General features: G+C 40.7%; 18 protein-coding genes, 20 tRNA genes and 3 rRNA genes. 1 reads left to right on the top strand and 40 read right to left on the bottom strand.

Features of this window, described 5'->3' with window-relative positions; genetic code table 11:
- Positions 1-9 precede the first annotated feature (9 nt).
- The 37 genes from pcsB to ychF form a co-directional block, all read right to left on the bottom strand.
- The gene (pcsB, locus tag MFP28_RS00205) at positions 10-1,224 is read right to left on the bottom strand and encodes a peptidoglycan hydrolase PcsB (RefSeq protein WP_009660204.1); all 1,215 of its coding nucleotides are present in this window, start codon (positions 1,222-1,224) and stop codon (positions 10-12) included.
- A 96-nt stretch (positions 1,225-1,320) separates the two neighbouring features.
- On the bottom strand, positions 1,321-1,821 hold the full coding sequence (mreD, locus tag MFP28_RS00200; RefSeq protein ID WP_002907638.1) for a rod shape-determining protein MreD: 501 nt from the start codon (positions 1,819-1,821) through the stop codon (positions 1,321-1,323).
- A gap of 1 nt (position 1,822) precedes the next feature.
- On the bottom strand, positions 1,823-2,638 hold the full coding sequence (gene mreC / locus MFP28_RS00195; protein ID WP_032916309.1) for a rod shape-determining protein MreC: 816 nt from the start codon (positions 2,636-2,638) through the stop codon (positions 1,823-1,825).
- A 73-nt stretch (positions 2,639-2,711) separates the two neighbouring features.
- Positions 2,712-2,799, bottom strand: a tRNA-Ser gene (locus MFP28_RS00190).
- Between the two features lie 9 nt (positions 2,800-2,808).
- Positions 2,809-2,882: transfer RNA gene (locus tag MFP28_RS00185), tRNA-Ile, on the bottom strand.
- 33 nt (positions 2,883-2,915) lie between these two features.
- Positions 2,916-2,986, bottom strand: a tRNA-Gly gene (locus MFP28_RS00180).
- 20 nt (positions 2,987-3,006) lie between these two features.
- Positions 3,007-3,079: transfer RNA gene (locus MFP28_RS00175), tRNA-Phe, on the bottom strand.
- Between the two features lie 5 nt (positions 3,080-3,084).
- Positions 3,085-3,158 (bottom strand) — tRNA-Met (locus tag MFP28_RS00170).
- Between the two features lie 19 nt (positions 3,159-3,177).
- A tRNA-Ser gene (locus MFP28_RS00165) sits at positions 3,178-3,267 on the bottom strand.
- 10 nt (positions 3,268-3,277) lie between these two features.
- A tRNA-Ile gene (locus MFP28_RS00160) sits at positions 3,278-3,351 on the bottom strand.
- A gap of 13 nt (positions 3,352-3,364) precedes the next feature.
- Positions 3,365-3,438, bottom strand: a tRNA-Met gene (locus MFP28_RS00155).
- 5 nt (positions 3,439-3,443) lie between these two features.
- Positions 3,444-3,517 (bottom strand) — tRNA-Pro (locus tag MFP28_RS00150).
- Positions 3,518-3,536: 19 nt separating this feature from the next.
- Positions 3,537-3,610, bottom strand: a tRNA-Arg gene (locus MFP28_RS00145).
- A gap of 31 nt (positions 3,611-3,641) precedes the next feature.
- A tRNA-Leu gene (locus MFP28_RS00140) sits at positions 3,642-3,727 on the bottom strand.
- Positions 3,728-3,734: 7 nt separating this feature from the next.
- Positions 3,735-3,806 (bottom strand) — tRNA-Gly (locus MFP28_RS00135).
- Between the two features lie 14 nt (positions 3,807-3,820).
- Positions 3,821-3,893, bottom strand: a tRNA-Thr gene (locus tag MFP28_RS00130).
- A 16-nt stretch (positions 3,894-3,909) separates the two neighbouring features.
- Positions 3,910-3,991: transfer RNA gene (locus MFP28_RS00125), tRNA-Leu, on the bottom strand.
- 5 nt (positions 3,992-3,996) lie between these two features.
- Positions 3,997-4,069: transfer RNA gene (locus MFP28_RS00120), tRNA-Lys, on the bottom strand.
- A 32-nt stretch (positions 4,070-4,101) separates the two neighbouring features.
- A tRNA-Asp gene (locus MFP28_RS00115) sits at positions 4,102-4,174 on the bottom strand.
- A gap of 16 nt (positions 4,175-4,190) precedes the next feature.
- Positions 4,191-4,263 (bottom strand) — tRNA-Val (locus MFP28_RS00110).
- A 3-nt stretch (positions 4,264-4,266) separates the two neighbouring features.
- Positions 4,267-4,382, bottom strand: a 5S ribosomal RNA gene (rrf, locus tag MFP28_RS00105).
- Between the two features lie 116 nt (positions 4,383-4,498).
- Positions 4,499-7,399, bottom strand: a 23S ribosomal RNA gene (locus MFP28_RS00100).
- Positions 7,400-7,526: 127 nt separating this feature from the next.
- Positions 7,527-7,599: transfer RNA gene (locus tag MFP28_RS00095), tRNA-Ala, on the bottom strand.
- Positions 7,600-7,663: 64 nt separating this feature from the next.
- Positions 7,664-9,211 (bottom strand): 16S ribosomal RNA (locus MFP28_RS00090).
- The 16S, 23S and 5S rRNA genes sit together here with 18 tRNA genes alongside, the layout of an rRNA operon.
- A 269-nt stretch (positions 9,212-9,480) precedes the next feature.
- Positions 9,481-9,966: a sigma-70 family RNA polymerase sigma factor gene (locus MFP28_RS00085; RefSeq protein WP_002894314.1), complete on the bottom strand. Its 486-nt coding sequence runs from the start codon at positions 9,964-9,966 to the stop codon at positions 9,481-9,483.
- Positions 9,967-10,179: 213 nt separating this feature from the next.
- Positions 10,180-10,253 (bottom strand) — tRNA-Asn (locus MFP28_RS00080).
- A gap of 5 nt (positions 10,254-10,258) precedes the next feature.
- Positions 10,259-10,330: transfer RNA gene (locus MFP28_RS00075), tRNA-Glu, on the bottom strand.
- 105 nt (positions 10,331-10,435) lie between these two features.
- Positions 10,436-12,415, bottom strand: coding sequence for an ATP-dependent zinc metalloprotease FtsH (ftsH, locus tag MFP28_RS00070; RefSeq protein WP_002907636.1), 1,980 nt, complete (start codon positions 12,413-12,415; stop codon positions 10,436-10,438).
- A gap of 17 nt (positions 12,416-12,432) precedes the next feature.
- Entirely contained in the window at positions 12,433-12,975 is a 543-nt protein-coding gene (gene hpt, locus MFP28_RS00065) for a hypoxanthine phosphoribosyltransferase (protein ID WP_032908267.1), read from the bottom strand.
- A 4-nt stretch (positions 12,976-12,979) separates the two neighbouring features.
- Entirely contained in the window at positions 12,980-14,257 is a 1,278-nt protein-coding gene (gene tilS, locus MFP28_RS00060; RefSeq protein WP_002907634.1) for a tRNA lysidine(34) synthetase TilS, read from the bottom strand.
- Positions 14,254-15,537: a serine hydrolase gene (locus MFP28_RS00055; protein ID WP_002907633.1), complete on the bottom strand. Its 1,284-nt coding sequence runs from the start codon at positions 15,535-15,537 to the stop codon at positions 14,254-14,256. The genes tilS and MFP28_RS00055 overlap by 4 nt, the downstream gene beginning before the upstream one ends.
- The gene (locus tag MFP28_RS00050) at positions 15,530-15,658 is read right to left on the bottom strand and encodes an SP_0009 family protein (protein WP_002894304.1); all 129 of its coding nucleotides are present in this window, start codon (positions 15,656-15,658) and stop codon (positions 15,530-15,532) included. Before MFP28_RS00050 ends, MFP28_RS00055 begins: the two co-directional genes overlap by 8 nt.
- Positions 15,659-15,660: 2 nt before the next feature.
- On the bottom strand, positions 15,661-16,029 hold the full coding sequence (locus tag MFP28_RS00045) for a septum formation initiator family protein (protein ID WP_002894303.1): 369 nt from the start codon (positions 16,027-16,029) through the stop codon (positions 15,661-15,663).
- Positions 16,022-16,288 (bottom strand): RNA-binding S4 domain-containing protein, encoded by a 267-nt coding sequence (locus MFP28_RS00040; RefSeq protein ID WP_002894302.1) that lies wholly within the window; start codon positions 16,286-16,288, stop codon positions 16,022-16,024. Before MFP28_RS00040 ends, MFP28_RS00045 begins: the two co-directional genes overlap by 8 nt.
- A gap of 90 nt (positions 16,289-16,378) precedes the next feature.
- Positions 16,379-19,882 (bottom strand): transcription-repair coupling factor, encoded by a 3,504-nt coding sequence (gene mfd, locus MFP28_RS00035; protein WP_002907632.1) that lies wholly within the window; start codon positions 19,880-19,882, stop codon positions 16,379-16,381.
- Positions 19,875-20,444 carry an aminoacyl-tRNA hydrolase gene (pth, locus tag MFP28_RS00030; RefSeq protein WP_002907631.1) on the bottom strand — a complete coding sequence of 190 codons (570 nt, stop codon included), beginning with the start codon at positions 20,442-20,444 and terminating at the stop codon, positions 19,875-19,877. The genes mfd and pth overlap by 8 nt, the downstream gene beginning before the upstream one ends.
- Positions 20,445-20,517: 73 nt before the next feature.
- Positions 20,518-21,633 carry a redox-regulated ATPase YchF gene (ychF, locus tag MFP28_RS00025; protein WP_032907115.1) on the bottom strand — a complete coding sequence of 372 codons (1,116 nt, stop codon included), beginning with the start codon at positions 21,631-21,633 and terminating at the stop codon, positions 20,518-20,520.
- Between the two features lie 166 nt (positions 21,634-21,799).
- Here ychF and MFP28_RS00020 point away from each other — a divergent pair, with 166 nt between their 5' ends.
- On the top strand, positions 21,800-22,291 hold the full coding sequence (locus MFP28_RS00020; RefSeq protein WP_002894297.1) for a DUF1307 domain-containing protein: 492 nt from the start codon (positions 21,800-21,802) through the stop codon (positions 22,289-22,291).
- 126 nt (positions 22,292-22,417) lie between these two features.
- Here the strand turns inward: MFP28_RS00020 and MFP28_RS00015 are convergent, their stop codons facing one another.
- From MFP28_RS00015 to dnaA, 3 genes are all read right to left on the bottom strand, one after another.
- Positions 22,418-22,612 (bottom strand): DUF951 domain-containing protein, encoded by a 195-nt coding sequence (locus MFP28_RS00015; protein WP_002894296.1) that lies wholly within the window; start codon positions 22,610-22,612, stop codon positions 22,418-22,420.
- A gap of 129 nt (positions 22,613-22,741) precedes the next feature.
- Positions 22,742-23,878 carry a DNA polymerase III subunit beta gene (gene dnaN, locus MFP28_RS00010; RefSeq protein ID WP_002907629.1) on the bottom strand — a complete coding sequence of 379 codons (1,137 nt, stop codon included), beginning with the start codon at positions 23,876-23,878 and terminating at the stop codon, positions 22,742-22,744.
- A gap of 154 nt (positions 23,879-24,032) precedes the next feature.
- Entirely contained in the window at positions 24,033-25,385 is a 1,353-nt protein-coding gene (gene dnaA / locus MFP28_RS00005; protein WP_002907628.1) for a chromosomal replication initiator protein DnaA, read from the bottom strand.

Here is a 25,385-nt window from a genome sequence, read left to right as displayed (position 1 = left end):
TTTTACTGATTAGTTCGGATAGATATATGAAACTGTACCTTGTGCAGTTGTTGGATTAAACCATCCACGGTAGTTACCGATTGATTGTTGTCCAAGATAGTTTGCTTCTGATACTTGGATGCTTGTAGTAGATTGAACAGCTGTTACTACTGCAACGTGTCCGTATCCACCGTCAGTCCAACATGCAATCGCTCCAACTTCTGGCTGTGAACCAACACGGAAGCCTGCTGCTGCTGCACTTGCAGACCATTGTCCACCATTACCCCAGTAATCGCCAGCCCAAGGAGCTAATGTCTTAGCACCCCATGTACATTGACCTACTGGATAAGAAGAGGCAGATGAGCTATAAACTGGTCTATTTGCACGGGCAACAGATTGAGTTACTGCAGGTGCTGCTGGAGCCGCTGCTTCAGCTGCTGGAGCTGAATTAACAACTGCTTGAACTTGAGCTTGCAGGGTAGTATTTCCTGAAGCTTCAATTGCTTGGCGTTTTGATTCTTGCTCTGCTTTATAAGCTGCTTCACGAGCTGCTGCTTCAGCTGCTGCTTTTTCAGCTGCTGCTTTTTCTTCAAGAAGAGAATTCTTTTCGTTTTCAGCAGTTGCTTTTTCAGCTGCAAGACTTGCCTGAGCTGCTTTCAGTTCAGCTTGTTTTGTTGCCAAAGCTTGCTCATCATCAGCTAACTTCTCTTGGTTAGCAATTACAGTATTGATAGCTTCATTATTCGCAACTTGCTTTTCAGCAATTACTTCTTTATCTTTCTTTTGTTGTTCCAACATTTTATTATTTGCTGAAACAATTTCGCTCATAGCTGCTACACGAGAGATAGCTTCTGTGATAGAGCTAGAATTTACAACTGTATTGATGTAGCTAGTAGCAGTTCCATTTGTTTGAGTACTGCGTGCTTGATTTGCAAGTGACTCATTGCGAGCTACAATATTTTTAGACAGTTCGTCAATCTCTGCAGAAAGCTTTGCAGATTCAGCAGACAATTTTTCATTTTCTGCTTTAAGCTCTTCTTGTTGCTTTTGAATAGCAGATACTTGTCCTTGAATCTCGTTAACTTGTGCTTGAGCTGATTGTTGTTGCTCTGTCAAACTGTTAATCTTGCTGTCTTGTGCAGCAATCTTTTCATCAGTTGTCTCCGCTTTAACGCTCACAAGTGCAGCTCCTTGTGAAAGGATAACCGTACTCAATAAAATTGATGTGAGTAGTTTTTTCTTCATAAAAATAATACACTCCTTCTTATAAGACATTAACTAGTATACCAGAAAATGCTGTATCATATGTTACGCCTTTATTACATTTTTATTTCTTGTTTATCATAAATACATTTTTTCGAAAATAGGCTGAAAAATGAGGAATATCAGGCCATTGAGAAGGATAGTCGGTACTAAACTGCTAAGGACAAAATCCTGCAAATTCAGACTAGAAAGATTCAAAAATACTGCAAAAGCAAAACTGGTTAATTCAAATAAAAATACAAGAATCAGAACAGATAAAAAGCGAGTAAATTTATTTAAAAGCATAGTCGAACTAGACTGACAAACCAAGAGACTTAAAAGAGGAAAAAGAATAAGAGCAATACCGATGGTATGAAAATAATAAACATCGTAAATCAGCCCCAGACAGCAAAATAATAGAATATTATAGTTTTTAGAGAGGTTGATGGAAACAAAAAGCATGAAAATAAAGATAAAATGACTGACTAGGTGCCATTGCAAAGGCAGAATATTAGCCAGAAAAGTCGAAATTTGTCCGTCTATCAATAAGACAAAAAATAAAATAATAGGAGTCAAAAGATGTTCTTTAATATCTCTCATATCAGTTCCCTACCAACATTACAGCACGGATATCCGACAAATCCGCAGCTGGCTTAACCAGAACAATCTTGTTTAACTGATCCTTAGCCTCTGACACGGAAAGTACCTTACCGACAGGAATATTTTCTGCATTATAAGCACCCAAGCCACTGGTTGCCACCTCATCTCCCTCTTTTATATCTTCAGCACTATTTAACTGACTGATGATATAAGCAGAGTTTTTTGCATCATAACCCGTAATAATCCCATAAATTGGACCAGACTTCGTTTGAATTCTAACAGAAATTTTAGTTGAGTTTTCCTCGTTAGTCAGTAGAGAAACTAAGCTAGACTGACTACTAGTTTCAGAAACACTTCCTACTAGACCACCATTAGCGACTACTAGCATAGCATCTGTCACATTATCAGATGTCCCCTTGTCAATAGTCAGCTCATTTTTCCAGGATGCTGGCGTACGGGCAATCACTTCGCTGGCAATTTGAACTTGATTTTTATCAGTCTCTTTAAATTCCAAAAGTTTTCGCAACTGCTCATTTTCATCTTCTAAGGAATCTGCCTTCCCAGCCTTTTCCTCAACCTTATAAAGATTCTTCTTGAGCTGTTGATTCTCTCTATAAGTAGACATCAAATCTGACATTTCTTCTTTTTTATCAGCTACAAAAGCAAAAGGAGAGCCAACAAGTCTATCTACCAATGAAATAATATTTGAAGTAGTTGATACAAACCAACTTGAAGAGGTAGATAAGATAAGTATCGTCATTGCAACAACTAATACAAAAAAAGAAAGCAGAAACTTAGACTTTTTAAATCGATTCATCAGAAAAACCTCACTAAACAGGACAAGAAAGTATAAGAAAAGGAGATAGCAAATGCTAAACTCCTTATTCATACGGAGAATGGGGGATTCGAACCCCCGCGCCGGTTACCCGACCTAACGATTTAGCAAACCGTCCTCTTCAGCCTCTTGAGTAATTCTCCAATATTTAATGGGCACGAGTGGACTCGAACCACCGACCTCACGCTTATCAGGCGTGCGCTCTAACCACCTGAGCTACGCGCCCAAGTTCAAAAACTTGGTATGAACTTTCGTTCAAAGCGGGTGACGAGAATCGAACTCGCGACAACAGCTTGGAAGGCTGTAGTTTTACCACTAAACTACACCCGCATCACCACTATGATAATGTATGGCGCGAGACGGAATCGAACCGCCGACACATGGAGCTTCAATCCATTGCTCTACCAACTGAGCTACCGAGCCAATTATTGCGGGAGCAGGATTTGAACCTACGACCTTCGGGTTATGAGCCCGACGAGCTACCTAGCTGCTCCATCCCGCGTCAATACTATTCGTCCCTAAGGAGGATGTGGGATTCGAACCCACGCACGCTTTTACACGCCTGACGGTTTTCAAGACCGTTCCCTTCAGCCGGACTTGGGTAATCCTCCAAGATAACTATGGACCTTGTAGGACTTGAACCTACGACCACTCGGTTATGAGCCGAGAGCTCTAACCAGCTGAGCTAAAGGTCCGACAAGATCATTATAGCGGCGAAGGGGATCGAACCCCCGACCTCCCGGGTATGAACCGGACGCTCTAGCCAGCTGAGCTACACCGCCATCTATCGGGAAGACAGGATTCGAACCTGCGACACCTTGGTCCCAAACCAAGTACTCTACCAAGCTGAGCTACTTCCCGAACTTAAGTTATTACTTAATGCACCCTAGAGGAGTCGAACCTCTAACCGCCTGATTCGTAGTCAGGTACTCTATCCAGTTGAGCTAAGGGTGCTCATCTTCTTCTACTGCCTCTTACAAGTCTATGCCGAGGACCGGAATCGAACCGGTACGATCGTTACCAATCGCAGGATTTTAAGTCCTGTGCGTCTGCCAGTTCCGCCACCCCGGCCGCCTCAAGCGAACGACGGGATTCGAACCCGCGACCCCCACCTTGGCAAGGTGATGTTCTACCACTGAACTACGTTCGCATCCTATTCAAAAATGCCGGCTACATGACTTGAACACGCGACCCTCTGATTACAAATCAGATGCTCTACCAACTGAGCTAAGCCGGCTCATTATTATCTTATATGCGGGTTAAGGGACTTGAACCCCCACGCCCTAAAGCGCCAGATCCTAAATCTGGTGCGTCTGCCAATTTCGCCAAACCCGCTCTTATGACCCGTACTGGGCTCGAACCAGTGACCCTTTGATTAAAAGTCAAATGCTCTACCAACTGAGCTAACGAGTCTCTTACTTTTATTGAAATCTTCTCGACTTCAACGGTCCCGACGGGAATCGAACCCGCGATCTTCGCCGTGACAGGGCGACGTGATAACCGCTACACTACGGGACCTATTCTTTTCAGAATATGGGAGTTAACGGGATCGAACCGCTGACCCTCTGCTTGTAAGGCAGATGCTCTCCCAGCTGAGCTAAACTCCCTTCGCTAAGCGACTACCATATCTCACAGGGGGCAACCCCCAACTACTTCCGGCGTTCTAGGGCTTAACTGCTGTGTTCGGCATGGGTACAGGTGTATCTCCTAGGCTATCGTCACTTAACTATTGAATTAACTGTCCTGTCCTCTCAGACAAGCCTTGTCAACTCAAAATTGAATACAATATCAAATCTCACATTTCTCTAAACCATTCGCTGCACTCTGATGAATTTCTTATTCTAGGATAAGTCCTCGAGCGATTAGTATTAGTCCGCTCCATGTGTCACCACACTTCCACTCCTAACCTATCAACCTGATCTTCTCTCAGGGCTCTTACTAACTTGCGTTATGGGAAATCTCATCTTGAGGTGGGTTTCACACTTAGATGCTTTCAGCGTTTATCCCTTCCCTACATAGCTACCCAGCGATGCTCTTGGCAGAACAACTGGTACACCAGCGGTAAGTCCACTCTGGTCCTCTCGTACTAGGAGCAGATCCTCTCAAATTTCCTACGCCCGCGACGGATAGGGACCGAACTGTCTCACGACGTTCTGAACCCAGCTCGCGTGCCGCTTTAATGGGCGAACAGCCCAACCCTTGGGACCGACTACAGCCCCAGGATGCGACGAGCCGACATCGAGGTGCCAAACCTCCCCGTCGATGTGAACTCTTGGGGGAGATAAGCCTGTTATCCCCAGGGTAGCTTTTATCCGTTGAGCGATGGCCCTTCCATGCGGAACCACCGGATCACTAAGCCCGACTTTCGTCCCTGCTCGAGTTGTAGCTCTCGCAGTCAAGCTCCCTTATACCTTTACACTCTGCGACTGATTTCCAACCAGTCTGAGGGAACCTTTGGGCGCCTCCGTTACCTTTTAGGAGGCGACCGCCCCAGTCAAACTGCCCGTCAGACACTGTCTCCGTAGATGATAAACCTACCGGGTTAGAGTGGCCATAACACAAGGGTAGTATCCCAACAACGCCTCCATCGAAACTGGCGTCCCGATCTCATAGGCTCCTACCTATCCTGTACATGTGGCACAGACACTCAATATCAAACTGCAGTAAAGCTCCATGGGGTCTTTCCGTCCTGTCGCGGGTAACCTGCATCTTCACAGGTACTAAAATTTCACCGAGTCTCTCGTTGAGACAGTGCCCAAATCATTACGCCTTTCGTGCGGGTCGGAACTTACCCGACAAGGAATTTCGCTACCTTAGGACCGTTATAGTTACGGCCGCCGTTTACTGGGGCTTCAATTCATACCTTCGCGTTACCGCTAAGCACTCCTCTTAACCTTCCAGCACCGGGCAGGCGTCACCCCCTATACATCATCTTACGATTTAGCAGAGAGCTGTGTTTTTGATAAACAGTTGCTTGGGCCTATTCACTGCGGCTGACCAAAGTCAGCACCCCTTCTCCCGAAGTTACGGGGTCATTTTGCCGAGTTCCTTAACGAGAGTTCTCTCGCTCACCTGAGGCTACTCGCCTCGACTACCTGTGTCGGTTTGCGGTACGGGTAGAGTATGATACAACGCTAGAAGCTTTTCTTGGCAGTGTGACATCACTCACTCGCTACTAAACTTCGCTCCCCATCACAGCTCAACGTTATAGGTATAAGCATTTGACTCATACCACGCCTCACTGCTTAGACGTACATCCAATCGTACGCACGAGTTAGCCTACTGCGTCCCTCCATCACTTCATACTCTAGTACAGGAATCTCAACCTGTTGGCCATCGGATACACCTTTCGGTCTCTCCTTAGGTCCCGACTAACCCAGGGCGGACGAGCCTTCCCCTGGAAACCTTAGTCTTACGGTGGACAGGATTCTCACCTGTCTTGCGCTACTCATACCGGCATTCTCACTTCTATGCGTTCCAGCGCTCCTCACGGTACACCTTCTCCACACATAGAACGCTCTCCTACCATACCTATAAAAGGTATCCACAGCTTCGGTAAATTGTTTTAGCCCCGGTACATTTTCGGCGCAGGGTCACTCGACTAGTGAGCTATTACGCACTCTTTGAATGAATAGCTGCTTCTAAGCTAACATCCTAGTTGTCTGTGCAACCCCACATCCTTTTCCACTTAACAATTATTTTGGGACCTTAGCTGGTGGTCTGGGCTGTTTCCCTTTCGACTACGGATCTTAGCACTCGCAGTCTGACTGCCGACCATAATTCATTGGCATTCGGAGTTTATCTGAGATTGGTAATCCGGGATGGACCCCTCACCCAAACAGTGCTCTACCTCCAAGAATCTTCATGTCGACGCTAGCCCTAAAGCTATTTCGGAGAGAACCAGCTATCTCCAAGTTCGTTTGGAATTTCTCCGCTACCCACAAGTCATCCAAGCACTTTTCAACGTGCCCTGGTTCGGTCCTCCAGTGCGTTTTACCGCACCTTCAACCTGCTCATGGGTAGGTCACATGGTTTCGGGTCTACATCATGATACTAAAACGCCCTATTCAGACTCGGTTTCCCTACGGCTCCGTCTCTTCAACTTAACCTCGCATCATAACGTAACTCGCCGGTTCATTCTACAAAAGGCACGCTCTCACCCATGAACGGGCTCGAACTTGTTGTAGGCACACGGTTTCAGGTTCTATTTCACTCCCCTCCCGGGGTGCTTTTCACCTTTCCCTCACGGTACTGGTTCACTATCGGTCACTAGGGAGTATTTAGGGTTGGGAGATGGTCCTCCCAGATTCCGACGGGATTTCACGTGTCCCGCCGTACTCAGGATACTGCTAGGTACAGAATCTATTTAAAATACGAGGCTCTTACTCTCTTTGGCAGACTTTCCCAAGTCATTCTTCTATAAATTCTGAGTCCACATTGCAGTCCTACAACCCCGAAGAGTAAACTCTTCGGTTTGCCCTCCTGCCTCTTCGCTCGCCGCTACTAAGGCAATCGCTTTTGCTTTCTCTTCCTGCAGCTACTTAGATGTTTCAGTTCACTGCGTCTTCCTCCTCATTCCCTTAACAGAAATGGGTAACAGGCATCAACCTGTTGGGTTCCCCCATTCGGACATCCCCGGATCAAGTGCTTACTTACAGCTCCCCGAGGCATTTCGTCGTTTGTCACGTCCTTCATCGGCTCCTAGTGCCAAGGCATCCACCGTGCGCCCTTACTAACTTAACCTTATTTTTGACCTTTCAGTCTTAAACTCATTAATATTCACAGCGTTTTCGGTTTATTTTCTTGTTACTATTTGATATCGGTATTCAATTTTCAATGGACAAGTTCTTTATCTAGTCAAACTAGATAATGGAGCCTAGCGGGATCGAACCGCTGACCTCCTGCGTGCAAAGCAGGCGCTCTCCCAGCTGAGCTAAGGCCCCACATAGCCCTCTCAAAACTAAACAAGACTCAAGTGCATTCCGTGTGTCCTTACGGACTCCTTAGAAAGGAGGTGATCCAGCCGCACCTTCCGATACGGCTACCTTGTTACGACTTCACCCCAATCATCTATCCCACCTTAGGCGGCTGGCTCCTTACGGTTACCTCACCGACTTCGGGTGTTACAAACTCTCGTGGTGTGACGGGCGGTGTGTACAAGGCCCGGGAACGTATTCACCGCGGCGTGCTGATCCGCGATTACTAGCGATTCCGACTTCATGTAGGCGAGTTGCAGCCTACAATCCGAACTGAGACTGGCTTTCAGAGATTAGCTTGCCGTCACCGGCTTGCGACTCGTTGTACCAGCCATTGTAGCACGTGTGTAGCCCAGGTCATAAGGGGCATGATGATTTGACGTCATCCCCACCTTCCTCCGGTTTATTACCGGCAGTCTCGCTAGAGTGCCCAACTCAATGATGGCAACTAACAATAGGGGTTGCGCTCGTTGCGGGACTTAACCCAACATCTCACGACACGAGCTGACGACAACCATGCACCACCTGTCACCTCTGTCCCGAAGGAAAACTCTATCTCTAGAGCGGTCAGAGGGATGTCAAGACCTGGTAAGGTTCTTCGCGTTGCTTCGAATTAAACCACATGCTCCACCGCTTGTGCGGGCCCCCGTCAATTCCTTTGAGTTTCAACCTTGCGGTCGTACTCCCCAGGCGGAGTGCTTAATGCGTTAGCTGCGGCACTAAGCCCCGGAAAGGGCCTAACACCTAGCACTCATCGTTTACGGCGTGGACTACCAGGGTATCTAATCCTGTTTGCTCCCCACGCTTTCGAGCCTCAGCGTCAGTTACAGACCAGAGAGCCGCTTTCGCCACCGGTGTTCCTCCATATATCTACGCATTTCACCGCTACACATGGAATTCCACTCTCCCCTTCTGCACTCAAGTTAAACAGTTTCCAAAGCATACTATGGTTAAGCCACAGCCTTTAACTTCAGACTTATCTAACCGCCTGCGCTCGCTTTACGCCCAATAAATCCGGACAACGCTCGGGACCTACGTATTACCGCGGCTGCTGGCACGTAGTTAGCCGTCCCTTTCTGGTAAGATACCGTCACAGTGTGAACTTTCCACTCTCACACCCGTTCTTCTCTTACAACAGAGCTTTACGATCCGAAAACCTTCTTCACTCACGCGGCGTTGCTCGGTCAGGGTTCCCCCCATTGCCGAAGATTCCCTACTGCTGCCTCCCGTAGGAGTCTGGGCCGTGTCTCAGTCCCAGTGTGGCCGATCACCCTCTCAGGTCGGCTATGTATCGTCGCCTTGGTGAGCCGTTACCTCACCAACTAGCTAATACAACGCAGGTCCATCTGGTAGTGATGCAATTGCATCTTTCAATTAATTATCATGCGATAATTAATATCATGCGGTATTAGCTATCGTTTCCAATAGTTATCCCCCGCTACCAGGCAGGTTACCTACGCGTTACTCACCCGTTCGCAACTCATCCAAGAAGAGCAAGCTCCTCTCTTCAGCGTTCTACTTGCATGTATTAGGCACGCCGCCAGCGTTCGTCCTGAGCCAGGATCAAACTCTCATTAAAAAGTTTGAGTTCGCACTCATTACTGTCCACTGACAGATTTATTTTCTCGTTTTTTTGACAGGTTACATATCTCTATGTCACCCTGCACTTGGTTCGTCTTGTTCAGTTTTCAAAGGGCTTTGTCTTTCGCGACAACTATATTAGTATATCACCTATACCCTAACCCTGTCAATACCTTTTTTAATCTTTTTTCGTTTTTTTCTTGATAAAAAAACTTGATAGTCGAACCTGTTCTATTAAAACAGATTGTGACTCATCAAGTTTGATCATTATAAAATCGTATTATCTTGAAAATCTTTTAAGTGATTTTTCAAATCTTTGAGCATAGCTCTTCTTCCTTTAAAACGCTCATTGCTCATCAATCTCTGGTAGTTATCCAATCCGACATCATCAAGAGTTCTTTTATAATTGTCAATCGCTTCTCTGAAGGCAACTAACTCATCCAGAAACAATTCTTTTGATTTCAAACGATGTCCAATCTCACTCACTTCTTCATAAGGCTGGCGGTCCAATTTTCGCTTTTGGCTTTCTTGTTTACGAATTTTATCATGTATATGATTTCTGAATTTTGTTTTGAAATAACGATAGAGTTTTTCCTCATCGTTTTCAATTCCTTTTTCTTTAAGCAGAAGTTCGTATAAAACCAACATTCCTTCTTGCTCCCAATCACTATGTTCCCACAAATGAATATAATAGTCTTTCTTACACTTCCAAACTATCCATTTCACCTTCTCATAAGTAGTTCTAAAATCCATAGTTCCTCCTTAAATTTTACTTGGCTTTATTCTACTGTAAATAGAAAGCAAGATGGTCTCTTTCTTCTAAAAAGCATATTTTAGGAGCTCTTCTGACTCGAATAACTATTTTTAAGTCATTTCAGGCACATATTTAGTCATTTGGGAGGATTGCGCGAAGTATAAAAGCAAGAAAAAAATCAAATGCTTACACATTTGATTTTTTAAACCTAGCTCCGCCAGTAGGACTCGAACCTACGACATCATGATTAACAGTCATGCGCTACTACCAACTGAGCTATGGCGGATTATATAGTCCGTACGGGATTCGAACCCGTGTTACCGCCGTGAAAAGGCGGTGTCTTAACCCCTTGACCAACGGACCATTTTTTGTCCCTCTGCAGAACATATTCCATTATATCAGCTTTTCTTCCTTTGTCAATAATTATTTCAGAAAAAGAGAAAAAAGTTGGAATTTCTCCAACTTCTTCTACTCGGAACTTTTTTCTTCCATTTTCGTTTTAATTTCATCATAAGAAAGTGCATGAGCTTCTTTATCTAATTCAAGTTCAGACTCTTCTGGCATTTTGCCAGTTTCATACAATGATTTAATCTGATTGCTATCCAAAGTTTCATATTTAAGAAGCGCTTCGGCAATCAATTTATGAGTTTCACGATGGGACTGAATAATCTCTGCAGCTTTGTTACGTGCTTCATTAAGAAGTTCTCTTACTTCTTCGTCAATCTCATATGCTGTCTGTTCTGAAATTGATTTTTGAGGACTGGCTGCACCAAACATAGCATGGTTTCCTTCGTATTGAACCGGACCAAGTTTTTCGCTCATTCCATACTCTGTTACCATACTGCGGGCCATCTGAGTTGCCTGTTCAAAGTCATTAGAAGCACCCGTTGTCTGCACATTAAATATAATTTCTTCAGCCACACGACCACCCATAAGACCAGCTAATTGCTCTTTCATATCTTCTTTAGATAGAAGCATTTGGTCTTCCTTGGGTAGGGCAATCATATATCCGCCAGCGCGCCCACGAGGTACGATGGTTACCTTATGTACGACACGCGCATTTGACAATACCAAACCAACAATAGTATGTCCAGCTTCATGATAAGCAACCATCTGACGATCACGTTCAGACACCATCTTATCTTTCTTAGAAGGTCCTGCGATTACCCGGTCTTCTGCTTCATCAATATCATCTGCATCAATGACTTTCTTGTTACGACGAGCAGCAACCAAAGCAGCTTCATTCAAGACATTTTCCAAATCAGCACCAACAAAACCTGGTGTCTGCTGAGCGACTAATTTCAAATCAACATTTTTAGCCAGCGGCTTATTCTTAGCATGAACACGAAGAATAGCTTCCCGACCTTTAACATCAGGACGGCCGACCAAGACTTTTCTGTCAAAACGGCCAGCACGCAGCAAGGCTGGATCCAATACATCTGAACGGTTAGTAGCCGCAATGATAATGATTCCTTCATTGCCTTCGAAACCATCCATTTCAATCAAGAGCTGATTGAGAGTTTGCTCCCGCTCATCGTTACCACCGCCAAGGCCAACACCACGCTGACGACCGACTGCATCGATTTCATCGATGAAGATAATAGCAGGAGCTGCTTTTTTCGCATCTTCAAACAAAGAACGGACACGGCTTGCTCCGACCCCAACAAACATTTCTACAAAGTCGGAACCTGAGATACTGAAGAAAGGAACACCTGCTTCTCCAGCAACTGCCTTAGCAAGCAAGGTTTTACCAGTTCCTGGAGGGCCTTCCAGAAGGACACCGGCAGGAATACGAGCACCTAGTTTGGTGTAACGTTTCCGATCTTTCAAAAACTCAACAACTTCTACTAGCTCTTGTTTTTCTTCTTCGGCACCAGCTACATCCGAGAAACGAACTTTAATATCTTCTTTGTTAGCAGCACGCGCTTTATTGCGCCCGAAATTCATGGCACCGCGGGCACCACTGCCTCCACCTTGATTCATCATGGACATAAAGAAGAAGATGACAATCACAAAAGGAACGATGGAAGTGAGGATTGTAATCCACATTCCGCTTGAACTTTCGCGCTTTATGCTGATTTCAGTGTTATGCTCAGAGGCTAATTTTTGTAAATCAGAAATTGTAATATCTGACGGTAAAATAATACTTGTGAATTTTTCTACTTTAGAAATGTTTGGAGTGAAAAATAAAATCCCTGTATCTTCTTTCGATTCCTGAGGTGTTTTGTAAGTACCTGAAATCTCGACGACACTGCCATTTGGCTGGTAGCTCATCTCTGTGACATTATTTTCCTTAATTTCCTTCACTAATTCTGTGTAATTTATTTGCTGGCTGCGACCGCCAGTATCTCCTGAGAAGAAATACTGAAACCCTGTCACTAGGACAACAATAATCAGAATATAGAGAAATGGATTTTTTATAAAACCATTGTTTTGCTTATTTTTCATCTATTAATAGTAAACCTTTATTTTGTATAAACTTCTTCTTTCAAAATACCAATATATGGAATATTACGATAGTTCTCATTGTAATCTAATCCATATCCAACAACAAATTCATTTGGAATTGTGAAACATGTATAATCTGCATCAATTTCAACAACACGGCCTTCTGGTTTATCCAAAAGTGTAGCAATTTTTACTGATGCAGCATTTCTTTCCTTAAACAAATTGCATAGATTTTTTAAAGTCTGACCAGTATCAATAATATCCTCAACAAATAAAATATCACGTCCTGTGATATCTTGATCAATGTCTTTAATAACATTAATCACACCTGAGCTGGCAGTACCACCATGGTAGCTGGAGACCAACATAAAATCAAGCTCAATATGTGTGTCAATATGCTTGATTAGCTCAGCCATAAAAGGCACGGAACCTTTTAAAATTCCAACAAAAATTGGATTTTTACCTTGGTAGTCTTTGGTTAATTGCTGACCAAGCTTTTTTGCAGCATCCACGATTTCATCATGGGAAATCAATATTTTTTTGATATCTTGTTCTAGCATAATTTTACCCATCTATTTTCTGAATATAAAGTACAGTACTCATTATATCACTTTTTAATGCCTTACTCAAATCACTGATAGCAATATTTAAGATCGCTAAAATTTGATGATTTTGTTCAACTACTACAGATGAATTCCGTTCTTCAAAAGAAACCTTCTTATCAATAAAAAGACGACGAAGTTTCTTGTGATGATCATTCAGCAAAATACTGTCTCCCTCTTTTCGGAAACGAAGTGTCAGCGAAGTTTCACGCGAAACAAAAATTTTCTGGATATTTTCACCATTCAAAGGAATCCCAAATGAAAATCGATAATGCCCAAACTCAATCAGATTCTCAAATTCTAACAAAATTGAATCCATTTTTAAATCGGGCTTACGACTGATTTTTTTAATTTCAAAACGCTGGTAATCTTTAACAAGCTCATAGTCTTTTTTCAAAGTGTGCTGATAATTGGCCTTAGTCCGCAGGATGTTCAAAACCTCCTCAAACTGCTGCTTGCTCAGATTCATCCCAGGAAAATTTTCGAGATAGTTCTGCAATAGAAAACGTTGAACCTGGGGGATTTGCTGATGAAAGACTTGTACATTTTCTATATCTAAATCTCTGGTCAAGTGAGACAAAGCGGTCTGCCAATCTTCGATTTCCTTTCCCAGATACCGCAAAGAATCCTTAAATTGCGGATTTTCTTTTTCTAGATCCGGCAGATAAAGATTGCGAATTCGATTTCTGAGATAGTCATTTTGAAAATTACTGCTATCTTCAAAATGCTGAATATCTGGAAAGTCTGACTTATGAAAAGTAAACAAAGGACGAATCAGCTCCCCGCAAGCAAAAGACTGGACAGCTTTCATACCAGACAGATGGCGAAGTCTAGCTCCACGCAATAGCCGCATAAAAACAGTCTCAGCTTGGTCATCTGCGTGGTGGGCAGTTACCAAAGCTGTATAGTGTTCCTCTTGCATCACTTTCTCGAAAAAATCATAACGAAATTGCCGAGCAGCATTTTCTGAAAAATTACCAGAAAAACTTGATGTAAAAATCTTTACACCAAGCTGTTCCGCAATCTTTACTAATGCCTTTTCTTCTTGATCTGACTCTGGCCGCTGTTTGTGATTGACATGAGCAATCGCAAGCTCGATAGCTAGTTCTTTTTGAGAATCAATCAACAGCTGTAGCAACGTCATAGAATCCAGTCCACCTGATACAGCAACCAAAACTTTTTGATGGTCTTGGAAATACTTTTTCTCCTGCATTTTTTTAAGAAATTCTTGCTTAATCATTTCAGGACTCCATAGACATCGTCTGCTATCTGAGAAATGTTATCGTAGTTTGAATTATTAGTAAAAATGACAATGATAAAAGGAGAATCTGCATAGACAATCGCAGCATCATGCTTGAAATCATAGGCGTCACCAATTTTATGAGCCACTTTAGCATCAATATTTTTAGAAATCCGCTGATTATCATAATTTGTCTGAGACAAGGCATCGATAATCATGCCATTTTGCTCATAGATAGCTTCCAAAACATTTCCAGCCATACGTGAAGATGCTTGTCTTTCTTCCACATCCCATTTCTTTCCAGCTATTTTGTTGATAGTCTGTTGAAAATTTTTATCAGATTGATTGGTTGCATAATAGCCTAAAATATTGTGGGCGACATTATCTGATTCTTTGGCCACTCGATTTATCAAATCCTGAACTGAATATTCCTTGTCATCAGCTGACTTAGCAATACTGCCACTTCCTTCTGGTTCGTAAGCACCTGCAAAATCATTGACTGCTCCAATATACTTGAACTTCTGATCTAACGAAAGTTTTTTCTGATCCAGCTGTTCCTGCACATAGTAAAGATAAGGCAGTTTGGTCACACTGGCCGAATACATCTCTTGATTTTGATTGATACCTGCTTCTTTGCCTGTGTCCAGCTGTTTGACATAGATAGAGTAGTCCGCCTTGTTATACTTACTGCTCAAAATTTCTTGAACTTTGTCCATTCGATTATCAGTCTCATCCAGAAATTCCATAGAAACCCAGCCCTGTCCTTCAATCTGGGCATAAGTTCCTTTGACTGTCTGGACAATTTGAATAATGTTTACTTTTGTATATGGAGCTACCGTTGTATTGATTTTTTTAGCTCCGTTGATATTGGCTTTATCATAGAGAATGAAACCAGGTTTCAACCACATTTCTTGATGGATATCTTCGATTGACTGGACAGTATCTTCGTAAATTGTGTTTTTGTCCGCTATCACAAACTGCCCATTTTTCAGTTTGAAAATCGGGACTTCTTCTTCATTTACATAAAATCCTGTTATCTGGATTGGCTGGTCTGGAACTAGCTTTCCAGCAGTCTTACTCAGAGTAGAATCTGTAAATGTAGGAGTTTCTTCGTAAACATTAGGATTTGTCGGGATACTATCATAATAGCGTCCATACGCAGTGCTTGTAAAATGATATTTTTCTTCCTCGTCTAATACGAAATCTTTTTCGGTACTAATAACTGTGATACTGCTAAATAAAGCTGGCAGCAAAAATATCAGTAACAAAAACTTACGCATGTTTTCCCCTTTCCTCTTGATTTTCTTGAAGTTTCAAAGCTTGATTTTTTTCAGACAGTCCTTCTAGTTTTTCATCAGAAAATTCCAAGAACTGCTCAATTGTTTTTAATAAATCTTCCATAACTACTGTGGTAATAAATCTGGGATAGTATAAATGTACTCACCCTCTTTTGAAAAAGAGTATTTAGCGCGTGCATACTTAGCAGCATAGCTATCATCTTTTAACTTTGTTGCTATATCTGATTGATAGACCTTTTCTTCGCTGAGCGTCTGATATTTCTCCTTCAGTTTAGAATACTGTTCACGACGCTGCAGCAAGGTTTGATAACTCTGGTACAAATTATAGGTAGGTAGAATAAATAAGAGAATCACCAAAATTAGAACCCAGCCCATAAAACGGTTGCGTTTCCGCCGTTCCTGATCCACATATCTACGGCGTTGATTTTCATCTTGAATAAAACGATTATTGAGTTGGACGATATTTTTAGGCATCTTCTTCTATCCTTGTTTCACTGACGATTTCGTACATTTTAGCTGCATCTTCTTTTTTGGTACTGTCTTTCATCTCCAGAACCTTTACAGTCAAGAGTTTATTACCAAAGCGTACTTCAACCAAGTCATCTACTTTCAAATCTGTTGAGCTCTTAGCCAAGATACCGTTCACTTTTATTCGGCCCTTGTCAGCTACTTCTTTAGCCACTGGACGTCGCTTGATAATCCGTGACACTTTCAAATATTTATCTAATCTCATCCTATTACCTCATTTTCTCTTAATTTATTATTCTACCATTTTTTGAGAAAAATAGAGCTTAAAAAGCCAAACTTCACTGAATTGTAACCTTTATTCTGCCTTGCGCTGTTTAATTTCCAGCATCTTTTCTCCAAAATTAACCAGACCTTCTAAAATCTCATAATCTTTTTTGTTCCTCACATCAAAAATCACTTCAATCAAGCCATTTTTTTCACCAATTCTAGCCTTTAAATTCGTCATCGAAAGTGCTTCAAAATAGTCCTGCGTCAGATAAAGCTGCTGAGAAATTTTCTCAAAATGAATAATTACTGCATTCTGCTGGCGTTCCACTGACTTTACAAAAGCCTGATCTAAATAAGACTTAGCAAGTCCAATCTCCAACAGATAGGCTACAACATCAGGATACTCCCCAAAGCGATCAATCAATTCATTCTGTAGATTTTCATAATTTACACGGCTGTCAATCTCACGAATCCTCTTGTAAATTTCAATTTTCTGTCTTTCATCAGAAATATAGTCATTAGGAAGATAGGCATCAATCTGCAGATTAATCTCTGCATTGCTTTTTTGACGCTTGTTTTCTCTGCCCTGCTTTTTAGCAATGGCTTCTTCTAGAAGCTGTGAGTACATCTCAAAACCAACAGAATCAATAAAGCCAGATTGCATACTTCCTAGAATATTGCCAGCACCCCGAATAGACAAATCTCGCATAGCAATCTTAAATCCAGAACCTAACTCTGTAAATCCTTTAATAGCCTCTAGACGCTTTTCAGAAACTTCTGTTAGAATCTTATCTGGCCTGTAAATTAGATAAGCGTAGGCAATCCGATTGCTGCGGCCAACCCGTCCACGAAGTTGATACAAGGTTGACAGCCCCATATGGTCAGCATTTTCTACAAACAAAGTATTGGCATTGGGGATATCAACCCCAGTTTCAATAATTGTTGTAGTCACTAAAATATCGTATTCTCCATTGATGAAATCCAATAAAGTATTTTCTAAACGAATCTCACTCATTTGACCATGAACATAGCCTATAGAAGCTTCTGGGATTAACTCTCTTAACTCTGAAACTTTCTGTTCGATTGTGTCAACCTTGTTGTAAAGGTAGTAAACCTGTCCACCTCGGTCTATTTCACGTAAGACAGCTTCTCGAATCACTGTAGGATTGCTTTCTAAAACATAGGTCTGAACAGGATAGCGATTAGTTGGTGGGGTCTCAATGACTGACAAATCTCGGATACCCAGCATAGACATATGAAGAGTTCGAGGAATAGGAGTTGCTGTCAAGGTCAGGACATCAACTTTCTTTTTCAATTCCTTTAATGTTTCCTTGTGCTTAACTCCAAAACGCTGCTCTTCATCAATGATGATCAAACCTAAATCCGCAAATTCTACATCTTTGGATAAGAGTCGGTGGGTCCCAATGATAATGTCAACTTGTCCCCTCTGCAGCTTATCCAAAGTCTGTTTTTGTTCTGCCTTACTCCTGAAACGGCTGAGTACCTCAACATTGACCGCAAAATCATTAAAGCGTTCTTTAAAGTTAGTATAGTGCTGCTGAGCTAAAACCGTTGTTGGCACTAATACAGCTACTTGTTTATGATCATTGACAGCCTTAAAAGCAGCCCGCATAGCTACTTCTGTTTTCCCAAAGCCTACATCACCAACTAAGAGGCGGTCCATCGGACGACTGCTTTCCATATCCTTCTTCACTTCCTGAATACTTCTTAGCTGGTCCTCTGTTTCAACATAGGGAAAATCATTGTCAAATTCCTCTTGATTAGAATCATCCGCTGAGAAAGCAAAACCTTTTAGCTGGCTGCGTTCAGCATATAGTTTAATCAAATCATCCGCAATATCCTGAACCTGATGCTGAACTTTTTGCTTACTCTTCTGGAAACGACCGTCATTAAGCTTATTTACCTTAGGTGTTTTTCCATCGCTGGCAACATACTTTGATAGGAGATCAATCTGGTCAACTGGAATCGAAATACGATCAGAATTTTGATATTGAATCGTCAGATAATCACGGTGGACACCAGAGATTTCAATCGTTTCTATTCCCAGATAACGTCCTATCCCATGAATATTATGGACAACATAGTCCCCTTTTTCTAACTCATTATAATCTTTCAGTCGTTCAGCATTTGAGATATTCTGACGCCGGATTTTTCGTTTTATTTTCTTGTGAATAATTTCGTACTCTGTAATAAGAACAATTTTCTCATCTACGAAATTAAAGCCTTGAACAAGATTTCCTTCTATAAGCTGAACTGCATTTTTGTGAATCTCAGCCTCTTTTATATAGTCTAAATGAATACCATATTCCTGTAAATTTTTATGTAAACTTTGTAAACCTGACGAAGAATTTGCTTGTAAGATTGTTGTATAGCCAGATTTTTTATAACGATTAATTTCTTCCTTGAGCAAGGGAAACTGACTGAAAAATTCTTGCATTGGGTACTGATTGAATTGATACAAAGCATCAAATTTCAGATTTCCCAAACCTTTTTGAAAGCTTGAAAAGAAGGTTGCTGGTTTATATTGACGATAATCTTGGTACTTATCTGCAAAATATTTTTGGCTTGACAAAGCTTTACACTTTTGTAAATCATCTGTCAATAAGCCAGCTGTTTCCAATTCAAATTGAGCATGCCGATCCACAATTTTTTGAAAATCATCAAAAAATACAGGACTATGAACAGGCAAATAGTCTAAAATAGTCCATTCTTTCTGATAAAAATAAGAAAGGAATTTACGAATATCTGCATGATGGAACTCCTCTTTGGCACTTATTAGTAGCTCTTCTAAGTAAGATTTCAAAGCAGGATCAACAGCTTTTTCTAAAATAGCTTCCAGATTTTCCCGTCCTCGAGCATAATCTTTCTCAGAAAGCAGGATATCAGAAGCAGGTTTAATCAAAATACTTTCTATATTCTGGATTGAAGTTTGATTTTCTGGATTGAAAATCCGAATACCATCAATTTCATCGCCAAAAAACTCCAGGCGATAAGGTGCCTCTGCTGAGCGCTCAAAAATGTCTAAGATGTCTCCTCTTAGACTATATTCTCCCTGACTTAAAACTTGAGACACCTTCTTGTATCCTGATCTTGACAACATCTTTACAAGATTATTTAGGTCATATTCTTGTCCAACTGTCAAATTTATATTGGTATTTTTAAAATCAATAGAATCAGGCAAGAGTAATTTGCTGGCTGCGACATTAGTAACTAGAATTCCAGACTTTTGATGGTCTATTAAAAAGTTTAGAGCATCTAATCTAGAAAATATTTTTTCCTGTGAAGCAAAAACAAATTCTGCTATAGGAGTATCATCTGCTAAGAACGTATAGACCTTGTCTTCTCCCAACAAAGAAATCAAATCACTAGCCAAACGATCTGCTTCATTTTGACTAGAAGTCAGCACAAGGATTTTATCCGCTTCTTCTAATCCAGCCGCTATAGTAATCGCTTTTGTTGATGCAGACAATCCCATTATCAACTGTCTGCTGCTTTTATGGAGATTTTTCTTCCAATCTGAAATTTGCTGGTTTTGACAAAATAAATCAATCAAGTTCATTTTATTATCCATTATACTTCTGCATTGCTTGTTCAAAATTGCCTGACTGTAAATAATAATTTACAGCATTGTCAACCTTATCAAGAGTATTCAGAATCATTATATAATCATCTGTATCAAATTTTCCTAGAACATGGTGAACCACTGTCATGCCTTCTTTTGGACGGCCAATCCCTATCTTTATCCGTTTAAACTCTTGACTTCCAATGTGTTTGATAATAGACTTAATACCGTTATGGCCACCAGCTGAACCCTTGCTGCGCAAACGAATCTTACCAACTTCCATATCCAAATCATCATAGATGACCAATAAATCCTCTATATCTAAACCATAATATGCTAGTAAAGCTTGAACGGCCTTTCCGCTCTCATTCATAAATGTAGTTGGTTTGACAAAATAAACTTTTTCACCATTTAGAAAAGTAGAGGCAATATCTGCTTGAAATATTTTATCAGCTGTAAACTTTAAATCAAGATCTTTACAAATCTTGTCAATCAGCATAAAACCAACATTATGCTTGGTTTCGATATATTTTTCTCCTGGATTTCCCAGACCGACTATTAACTTTACCATTTTTCTCCTTTATAAAAGCCAAAAGGGCTGGAAAAAAATTTCCAACCTAGAATTTTTAAACTTTACAAATACTTTACACATTAAATCTAAATTCCATAATATCGCCATCTTGAACGATATATTCTTTTCCTTCTTCGCGCAAACGTCCAGCCTCTTTAACTGCTTTTTCGCTGCCATAGTGCACTAGGTCATCATAAGACATAGTCACTGCTCGAATAAAGCCTTTTTCAAAGTCTGAGTGAATAATACCAGCCGCTTGAGGAGCTTTCATTCCACGCTTAAAGGTCCAGGCACGCACTTCTTTTTCACCAGCTGTAAAGTAGGTTCCAAGTCCCAACAGATGATAAGCTGCTCTGGTCAGTTTATCCACACCTGATTCTGTCAAGCCGATAGCTTCCAGAAATTCTGACTTATCTTCATCGTCCAATTCAGAAATCTCTTCCTCTGCACGCGCTGAAATGACAACAACTTCAGCATTTTCTGTAGCTGCAAATTCACGAATCTGCTTCACATAGTCAATATTATCTGGATCTGCTACCTCATCTTCACTGACATTGGCCACATAGAGAACCGGCTTAGTCGTTAAAAGAAAGAGTCCTTTAACGATTTTTTGTTCTTCTTCTGTGAATTCAATTGTGCGAGCTGACAGACCATCTTCCAGGACAGGCTTAATTTTCTGTAAGACATTAAATTCTGCCACTGAATCCTTATCTTTTTGAGTACGAGCCATCTTCTCTACGCGCGCATAACGTTTGTTAATACTTTCCAGGTCTGCTAAAATCAATTCGAGATTAATGGTCTCAATATCAGCCATTGGATCTACAAATTCAGACTCACGGCCTTGTTCCCGCATGACATTTTCATCATCAAAGGCACGTACTACATGGACGATAGCATCTACTTCGCGAATATTGGCTAAGAATTTATTCCCTAGTCCTTCTCCTTTTGAAGCACCTTTCACAATTCCAGCAATATCAGTAAATTCGAAAGTTGTTGGGACTTTCTTCTGTGGTTTGATGAGTTCTGTTAATTTATCTAAACGAGCATCCGGAACTTCTACCCGCCCGACATTTGGATCAATTGTCGCAAAAGGGTAATTAGCTGCTTCTGCACCTGCTTTTGTAATTGCATTAAATAAAGTTGACTTACCAACATTGGGTAAACCAACGATTCCTGCTGTCAAAGCCATTCTTATCTTCTCCATTCATCTTTTCAATCCAAACCATTATACCATAAATCCTTATCCTAAACAGCGGATTTAAGTTATTTTTTCTAGCTTTCTTTACAAAAATGTAAAATAAATTGAAGAAAAAAATGGTATAATATAGCTAATATTCTTATTAAAGGAGTCCCTAATGAAAAAGAATACTTTCAAAACACTTTTTCTTTCCTTCCTTGCGGTTTCCGCTTTGTTTGTTTTAGCTGCCTGCAGCAGTCCTAAAAAAGCTTATTTCCAGCTGATTGACCAAAATACTAAACAAGATAGCCGCATCACTGTTGAATATAAAGGTGATGAGCTTCTTATAAACGAAACAAACAACACCTTCTACTATAAACCAGTTGGCTTGACAAAAGACACTGCTAAAGAGCAGACAGAAGCCTATGCTAAATCTATTGAGGGTATCAAAGGATTAACTCATAAAATCGAGTACAAAGATGATTATTTAACTGAAAAACTGACAATTGATTTCAGTAAAGCTGATATTGAAGAACTACAAAGTAAACAGCTTCTTCAAACATCTGGTAATCAAAAAGCGGATTATATCAGCTATAAAGAAACTGCTAAATTACTTGAAAAAGCAGGTTATAAAGAAGTTAAAGACGGTAAATTTGAAGATCTTAAATAAAAGCAAAATGGATAGGACTTTTTAAGTTCTATCCATTTTTGATTGAAAAATCAGAAAAAAATCTAAATCTAATCTTCAGCAATGCAAATTAGTTTTCTACAATAGCATTTACGATGATTTTTTAGTTCAATCTATTATTTTCTTCATTTTTCTTTCAAAATCGTGACGACTCATCATTACAAGATGTTCACAATTAGTACAACGAATTTTGATATCTGCACCAACCCTTGTGATTTCCCAGCGATTCGCCTTTTTCCCAGTCGCTTTAATGGTGCAGGCATGTGGCTTTTTCATCTCTACAAAATGACCAATTTCATACATTTTTTTCTCCTTTCAAGGAACTATCATTGTCGTCCAGGAAGAAAACTTAAGCATCTATCGTACTTTGTAAATGAAAAGACCTTAGGACCAAGAAGTAAAAATCTTTAACTTGGCTCACTGCTTTTCATCTTAATTAGTTCTGACAGGTGTAATCAGCTGAATAAAGTTTTCTGTGTCTTCACTCGGTACCAAGGTGAAAGGACGAACGGATGAGATAAAACTAATCGTTACTTTTTCACTGTCAATGGCCTTCAAAGCATCAATCAGATAAGTTGGATTAAAGCTAATGGTCAAATCTTCGCCAGTTACACTTTCTGTATCAATTTCTTCGTTAACACGGCCGACCTCTGGTGAATTTACATGGGCACTGACAACACCGCCTGCAATCTCCAGTTTAACTGTTCCATTCTGTGTGGCATTAGACAAGAGACGAGCGCGTTCCATAGCTGCACGTAAATCAGAAGTATTAAAAGTAAGGACACTCGTAAATTCAGTTGGAATCAAACGATCTGTATCTGGATAATTTCCTTCTAAGAGGCGGGTGTAGAAGCTGATATTTTCGCTTCTGAAAAGAATTTGATTGTTAGCAAAGAAAACCTCTACCGTTTCAATTTCATCGGTAAAAACAGCCGTAAATTCACGTAAAGAGCGACTTGGAATGACTACGTCGAAATTATCTCCGTTTTTCTCCAGAGTAATTTTCTTTTGACTCATTCTGTGAGAGTCTGTCGCAACTGTTTTCAAAGAACGGTTATCTGTCAAAACAAAGTGAACACCAGTCAAAATTGGACGGCTTTCCTGAACACTGGCTGCAAAAGCTGTTTCGTTAATGACATCTTTGAGAATTTTTGTTTCAAGAACCAAGGGATTGCTGGCAGAAATTTCCTGGATTCGTGGGTACTGGTCAGCGTCTTTTCCTTTCAGGGTAATCTCTGATTTGCCGCTAGTCAAGACGATTTGTTTTTGTTCAATTTCTTTAAAATCCAAAATAATATCTGGCAAGCTGGAAACAACATTAATAAAGAAAGTCGCTTCTAATAAAATTGAGCCTGTTGAGTTGACAAGCAAGCCTGCATTTTCATTTTGAGTAGAAATAAAGTTTTCAATCGACACTTGACCATTCGAGCCGATTAAGGTGATTCCTTCTTTGGTAACATCGATTTTTACAGTAGAAAGAATAGGAATTGCATTTTTATGGCTGATAGCCCTTTTAGTAGTATTTAACGCTTGTAAGAAGAGATTTTTATTAATAGAAAAATGAATCATGGGATCTCCTTTTTATTTATGATTATAATATTAATAGTAATAGTAGTTTGTGTGAATTATGTGGAAAAATAGCTTCATCCTTATTCTAACAAGTTTTGAGACTTGTTCACAAAGTGTGGATAAGTTTTGAAAAAATTCTGTAGTTTTCCACAAACTATTTAATTTTATTCTTGATGCTTTCAATTTCTAAACGTAAATTGTCGTCTGATTCAATCATGGTTTTGATTTTTCCATGTGCATGGATAACAGTCGTATGGTCTTTCCCGCCAAACTCACGACCAATTTTAGGTAGACTGTTGTCAGTCAGCTCACGAGTCAGATACATAGCTACCTGTCTAGCTAAAACGATATTTTGCACTCGACGGCTGCCTTTCATCTCTTTGACACTAACACCATAGAATTTCCCAACTTCAGACTGAATCTTGTCAATCGGGATAACTGTTACCTGGCTTGAATCTTGTTTGCGTGCTCGAATAGCCTCTGCAGCGATATCAATAGTGATTTCCTTCAGATGACGAACTCTAGCGATGAGACTGATATCATTCAAAGCACCTTCCAAGTCGCGGACATTGGAGTCGAACTGTCCTGCAAGGTATTCCAAGGTATCATTCGGGAAAATATAATCCAAATTTTCTATTTTGTTTCGCAGAATTGCAATTCGTGTTTCAAAATCTGGCGGTGTAATATTTTGAGTTAATCCCCATTTGAAACGTGTTACCAAGCGTTCTTCCAAATTGTCCAGATGATCAGGACTGCGGTCGCTGGTTAAAACAATCTGTTTATTTTCACCATGAAGAGCATTGAAAGTGTTGAAAAATTCTTCCTGAGTTGAAACCTTTTTTCCTCCTAAAGATTGAATGTCATCAATCAGCAGAAGATCCAGACTACGATAGATTTTTTTAAAGCTATCCATTTCTCCCAATCTTAAATGTTCAAGGAAGTCGTTAATAAAGGTTTCAGCCGGTATATACTTGACACGCGCATCTGGAATATTTTCTAAAATTTGATTGCCAATAGCATTTAATAAATGAGTTTTACCCAGGCCAGGTCCTCCATAGATAAAAAGAGGATTATAGGTTGTGGCTAGATTCTCAGATACCGCTAAGGCAGCAGCTTTAGCCCAGATATTTCCGTCTCCCTGAACAAAATTATCAAAGGTATATTTTGACTTTAAGCCAGTATCAATAGGTGGCAAGCTTGGCTGAACAGTGCTGATTTGAGGACTGGTTACTGCAGATTTCGGAGTTTCAGTGTTAGTTTCTTCTTCAAAAATATATTTTCCAGCAATCTGATCATTAAAAATCTCAAATCCTGCAGTAAGAATAACTCCTACTAAGTTTTGCTCCCAAAATAGTTGTTTTACTGGACTATCTAGGAAAATAACAGCTTGCTTTTCTTCAACTTTGACAAGCTTGGCTTCAGCAACAAAGAAATCATAAGTTGTCTGTTTTAGCTGAGCATGAGCCAATTCTAAAATACGATTCCAAAAGTCCTGTTCTTTGGTCAT

The sequence above is a fragment of the Streptococcus sanguinis genome (genome assembly GCF_050234405.1).
Taxonomy (GTDB): Bacteria; Bacillota; Bacilli; order Lactobacillales; family Streptococcaceae; genus Streptococcus; species Streptococcus sanguinis_W.
This window is presented reverse-complemented; position numbering and strand designations above follow the sequence as displayed.

Bases quoted from the DNA above. Each gene is read 5' to 3' on its own strand.
- MFP28_RS00040 (WP_002894302.1), bottom strand. From the start codon at position 16,288: ATGAGATTAGATAAATATTTGAAAGTGTCACGGATTATCAAGCGACGT.
- MFP28_RS00085 (WP_002894314.1), bottom strand. From the start codon at position 9,966: ATGGATTTTAGAACTACTTATGAGAAGGTGAAATGGATAGTTTGGAAG.
- MFP28_RS00020 (WP_002894297.1), top strand. From the start codon at position 21,800: ATGAAAAAGAATACTTTCAAAACACTTTTTCTTTCCTTCCTTGCGGTT.
- hpt (WP_032908267.1), bottom strand. From the start codon at position 12,975: ATGCTAGAACAAGATATCAAAAAAATATTGATTTCCCATGATGAAATC.
- MFP28_RS00015 (WP_002894296.1), bottom strand. From the start codon at position 22,612: ATGTATGAAATTGGTCATTTTGTAGAGATGAAAAAGCCACATGCCTGC.
- mfd (WP_002907632.1), bottom strand. From the start codon at position 19,882: ATGGATAATAAAATGAACTTGATTGATTTATTTTGTCAAAACCAGCAA.
- pcsB (WP_009660204.1), bottom strand. From the start codon at position 1,224: ATGAAGAAAAAACTACTCACATCAATTTTATTGAGTACGGTTATCCTT.
- mreC (WP_032916309.1), bottom strand. From the start codon at position 2,638: ATGAATCGATTTAAAAAGTCTAAGTTTCTGCTTTCTTTTTTTGTATTA.
- MFP28_RS00045 (WP_002894303.1), bottom strand. From the start codon at position 16,029: ATGCCTAAAAATATCGTCCAACTCAATAATCGTTTTATTCAAGATGAA.
- mreD (WP_002907638.1), bottom strand. From the start codon at position 1,821: ATGAGAGATATTAAAGAACATCTTTTGACTCCTATTATTTTATTTTTT.
- ftsH (WP_002907636.1), bottom strand. From the start codon at position 12,415: ATGAAAAATAAGCAAAACAATGGTTTTATAAAAAATCCATTTCTCTAT.
- ychF (WP_032907115.1), bottom strand. From the start codon at position 21,633: ATGGCTTTGACAGCAGGAATCGTTGGTTTACCCAATGTTGGTAAGTCA.
- MFP28_RS00050 (WP_002894304.1), bottom strand. From the start codon at position 15,658: ATGGAAGATTTATTAAAAACAATTGAGCAGTTCTTGGAATTTTCTGAT.
- dnaN (WP_002907629.1), bottom strand. From the start codon at position 23,878: ATGATTCATTTTTCTATTAATAAAAATCTCTTCTTACAAGCGTTAAAT.
- pth (WP_002907631.1), bottom strand. From the start codon at position 20,444: ATGGTAAAGTTAATAGTCGGTCTGGGAAATCCAGGAGAAAAATATATC.
- tilS (WP_002907634.1), bottom strand. From the start codon at position 14,257: ATGATTAAGCAAGAATTTCTTAAAAAAATGCAGGAGAAAAAGTATTTC.
- dnaA (WP_002907628.1), bottom strand. From the start codon at position 25,385: ATGACCAAAGAACAGGACTTTTGGAATCGTATTTTAGAATTGGCTCAT.
- MFP28_RS00055 (WP_002907633.1), bottom strand. From the start codon at position 15,537: ATGCGTAAGTTTTTGTTACTGATATTTTTGCTGCCAGCTTTATTTAGC.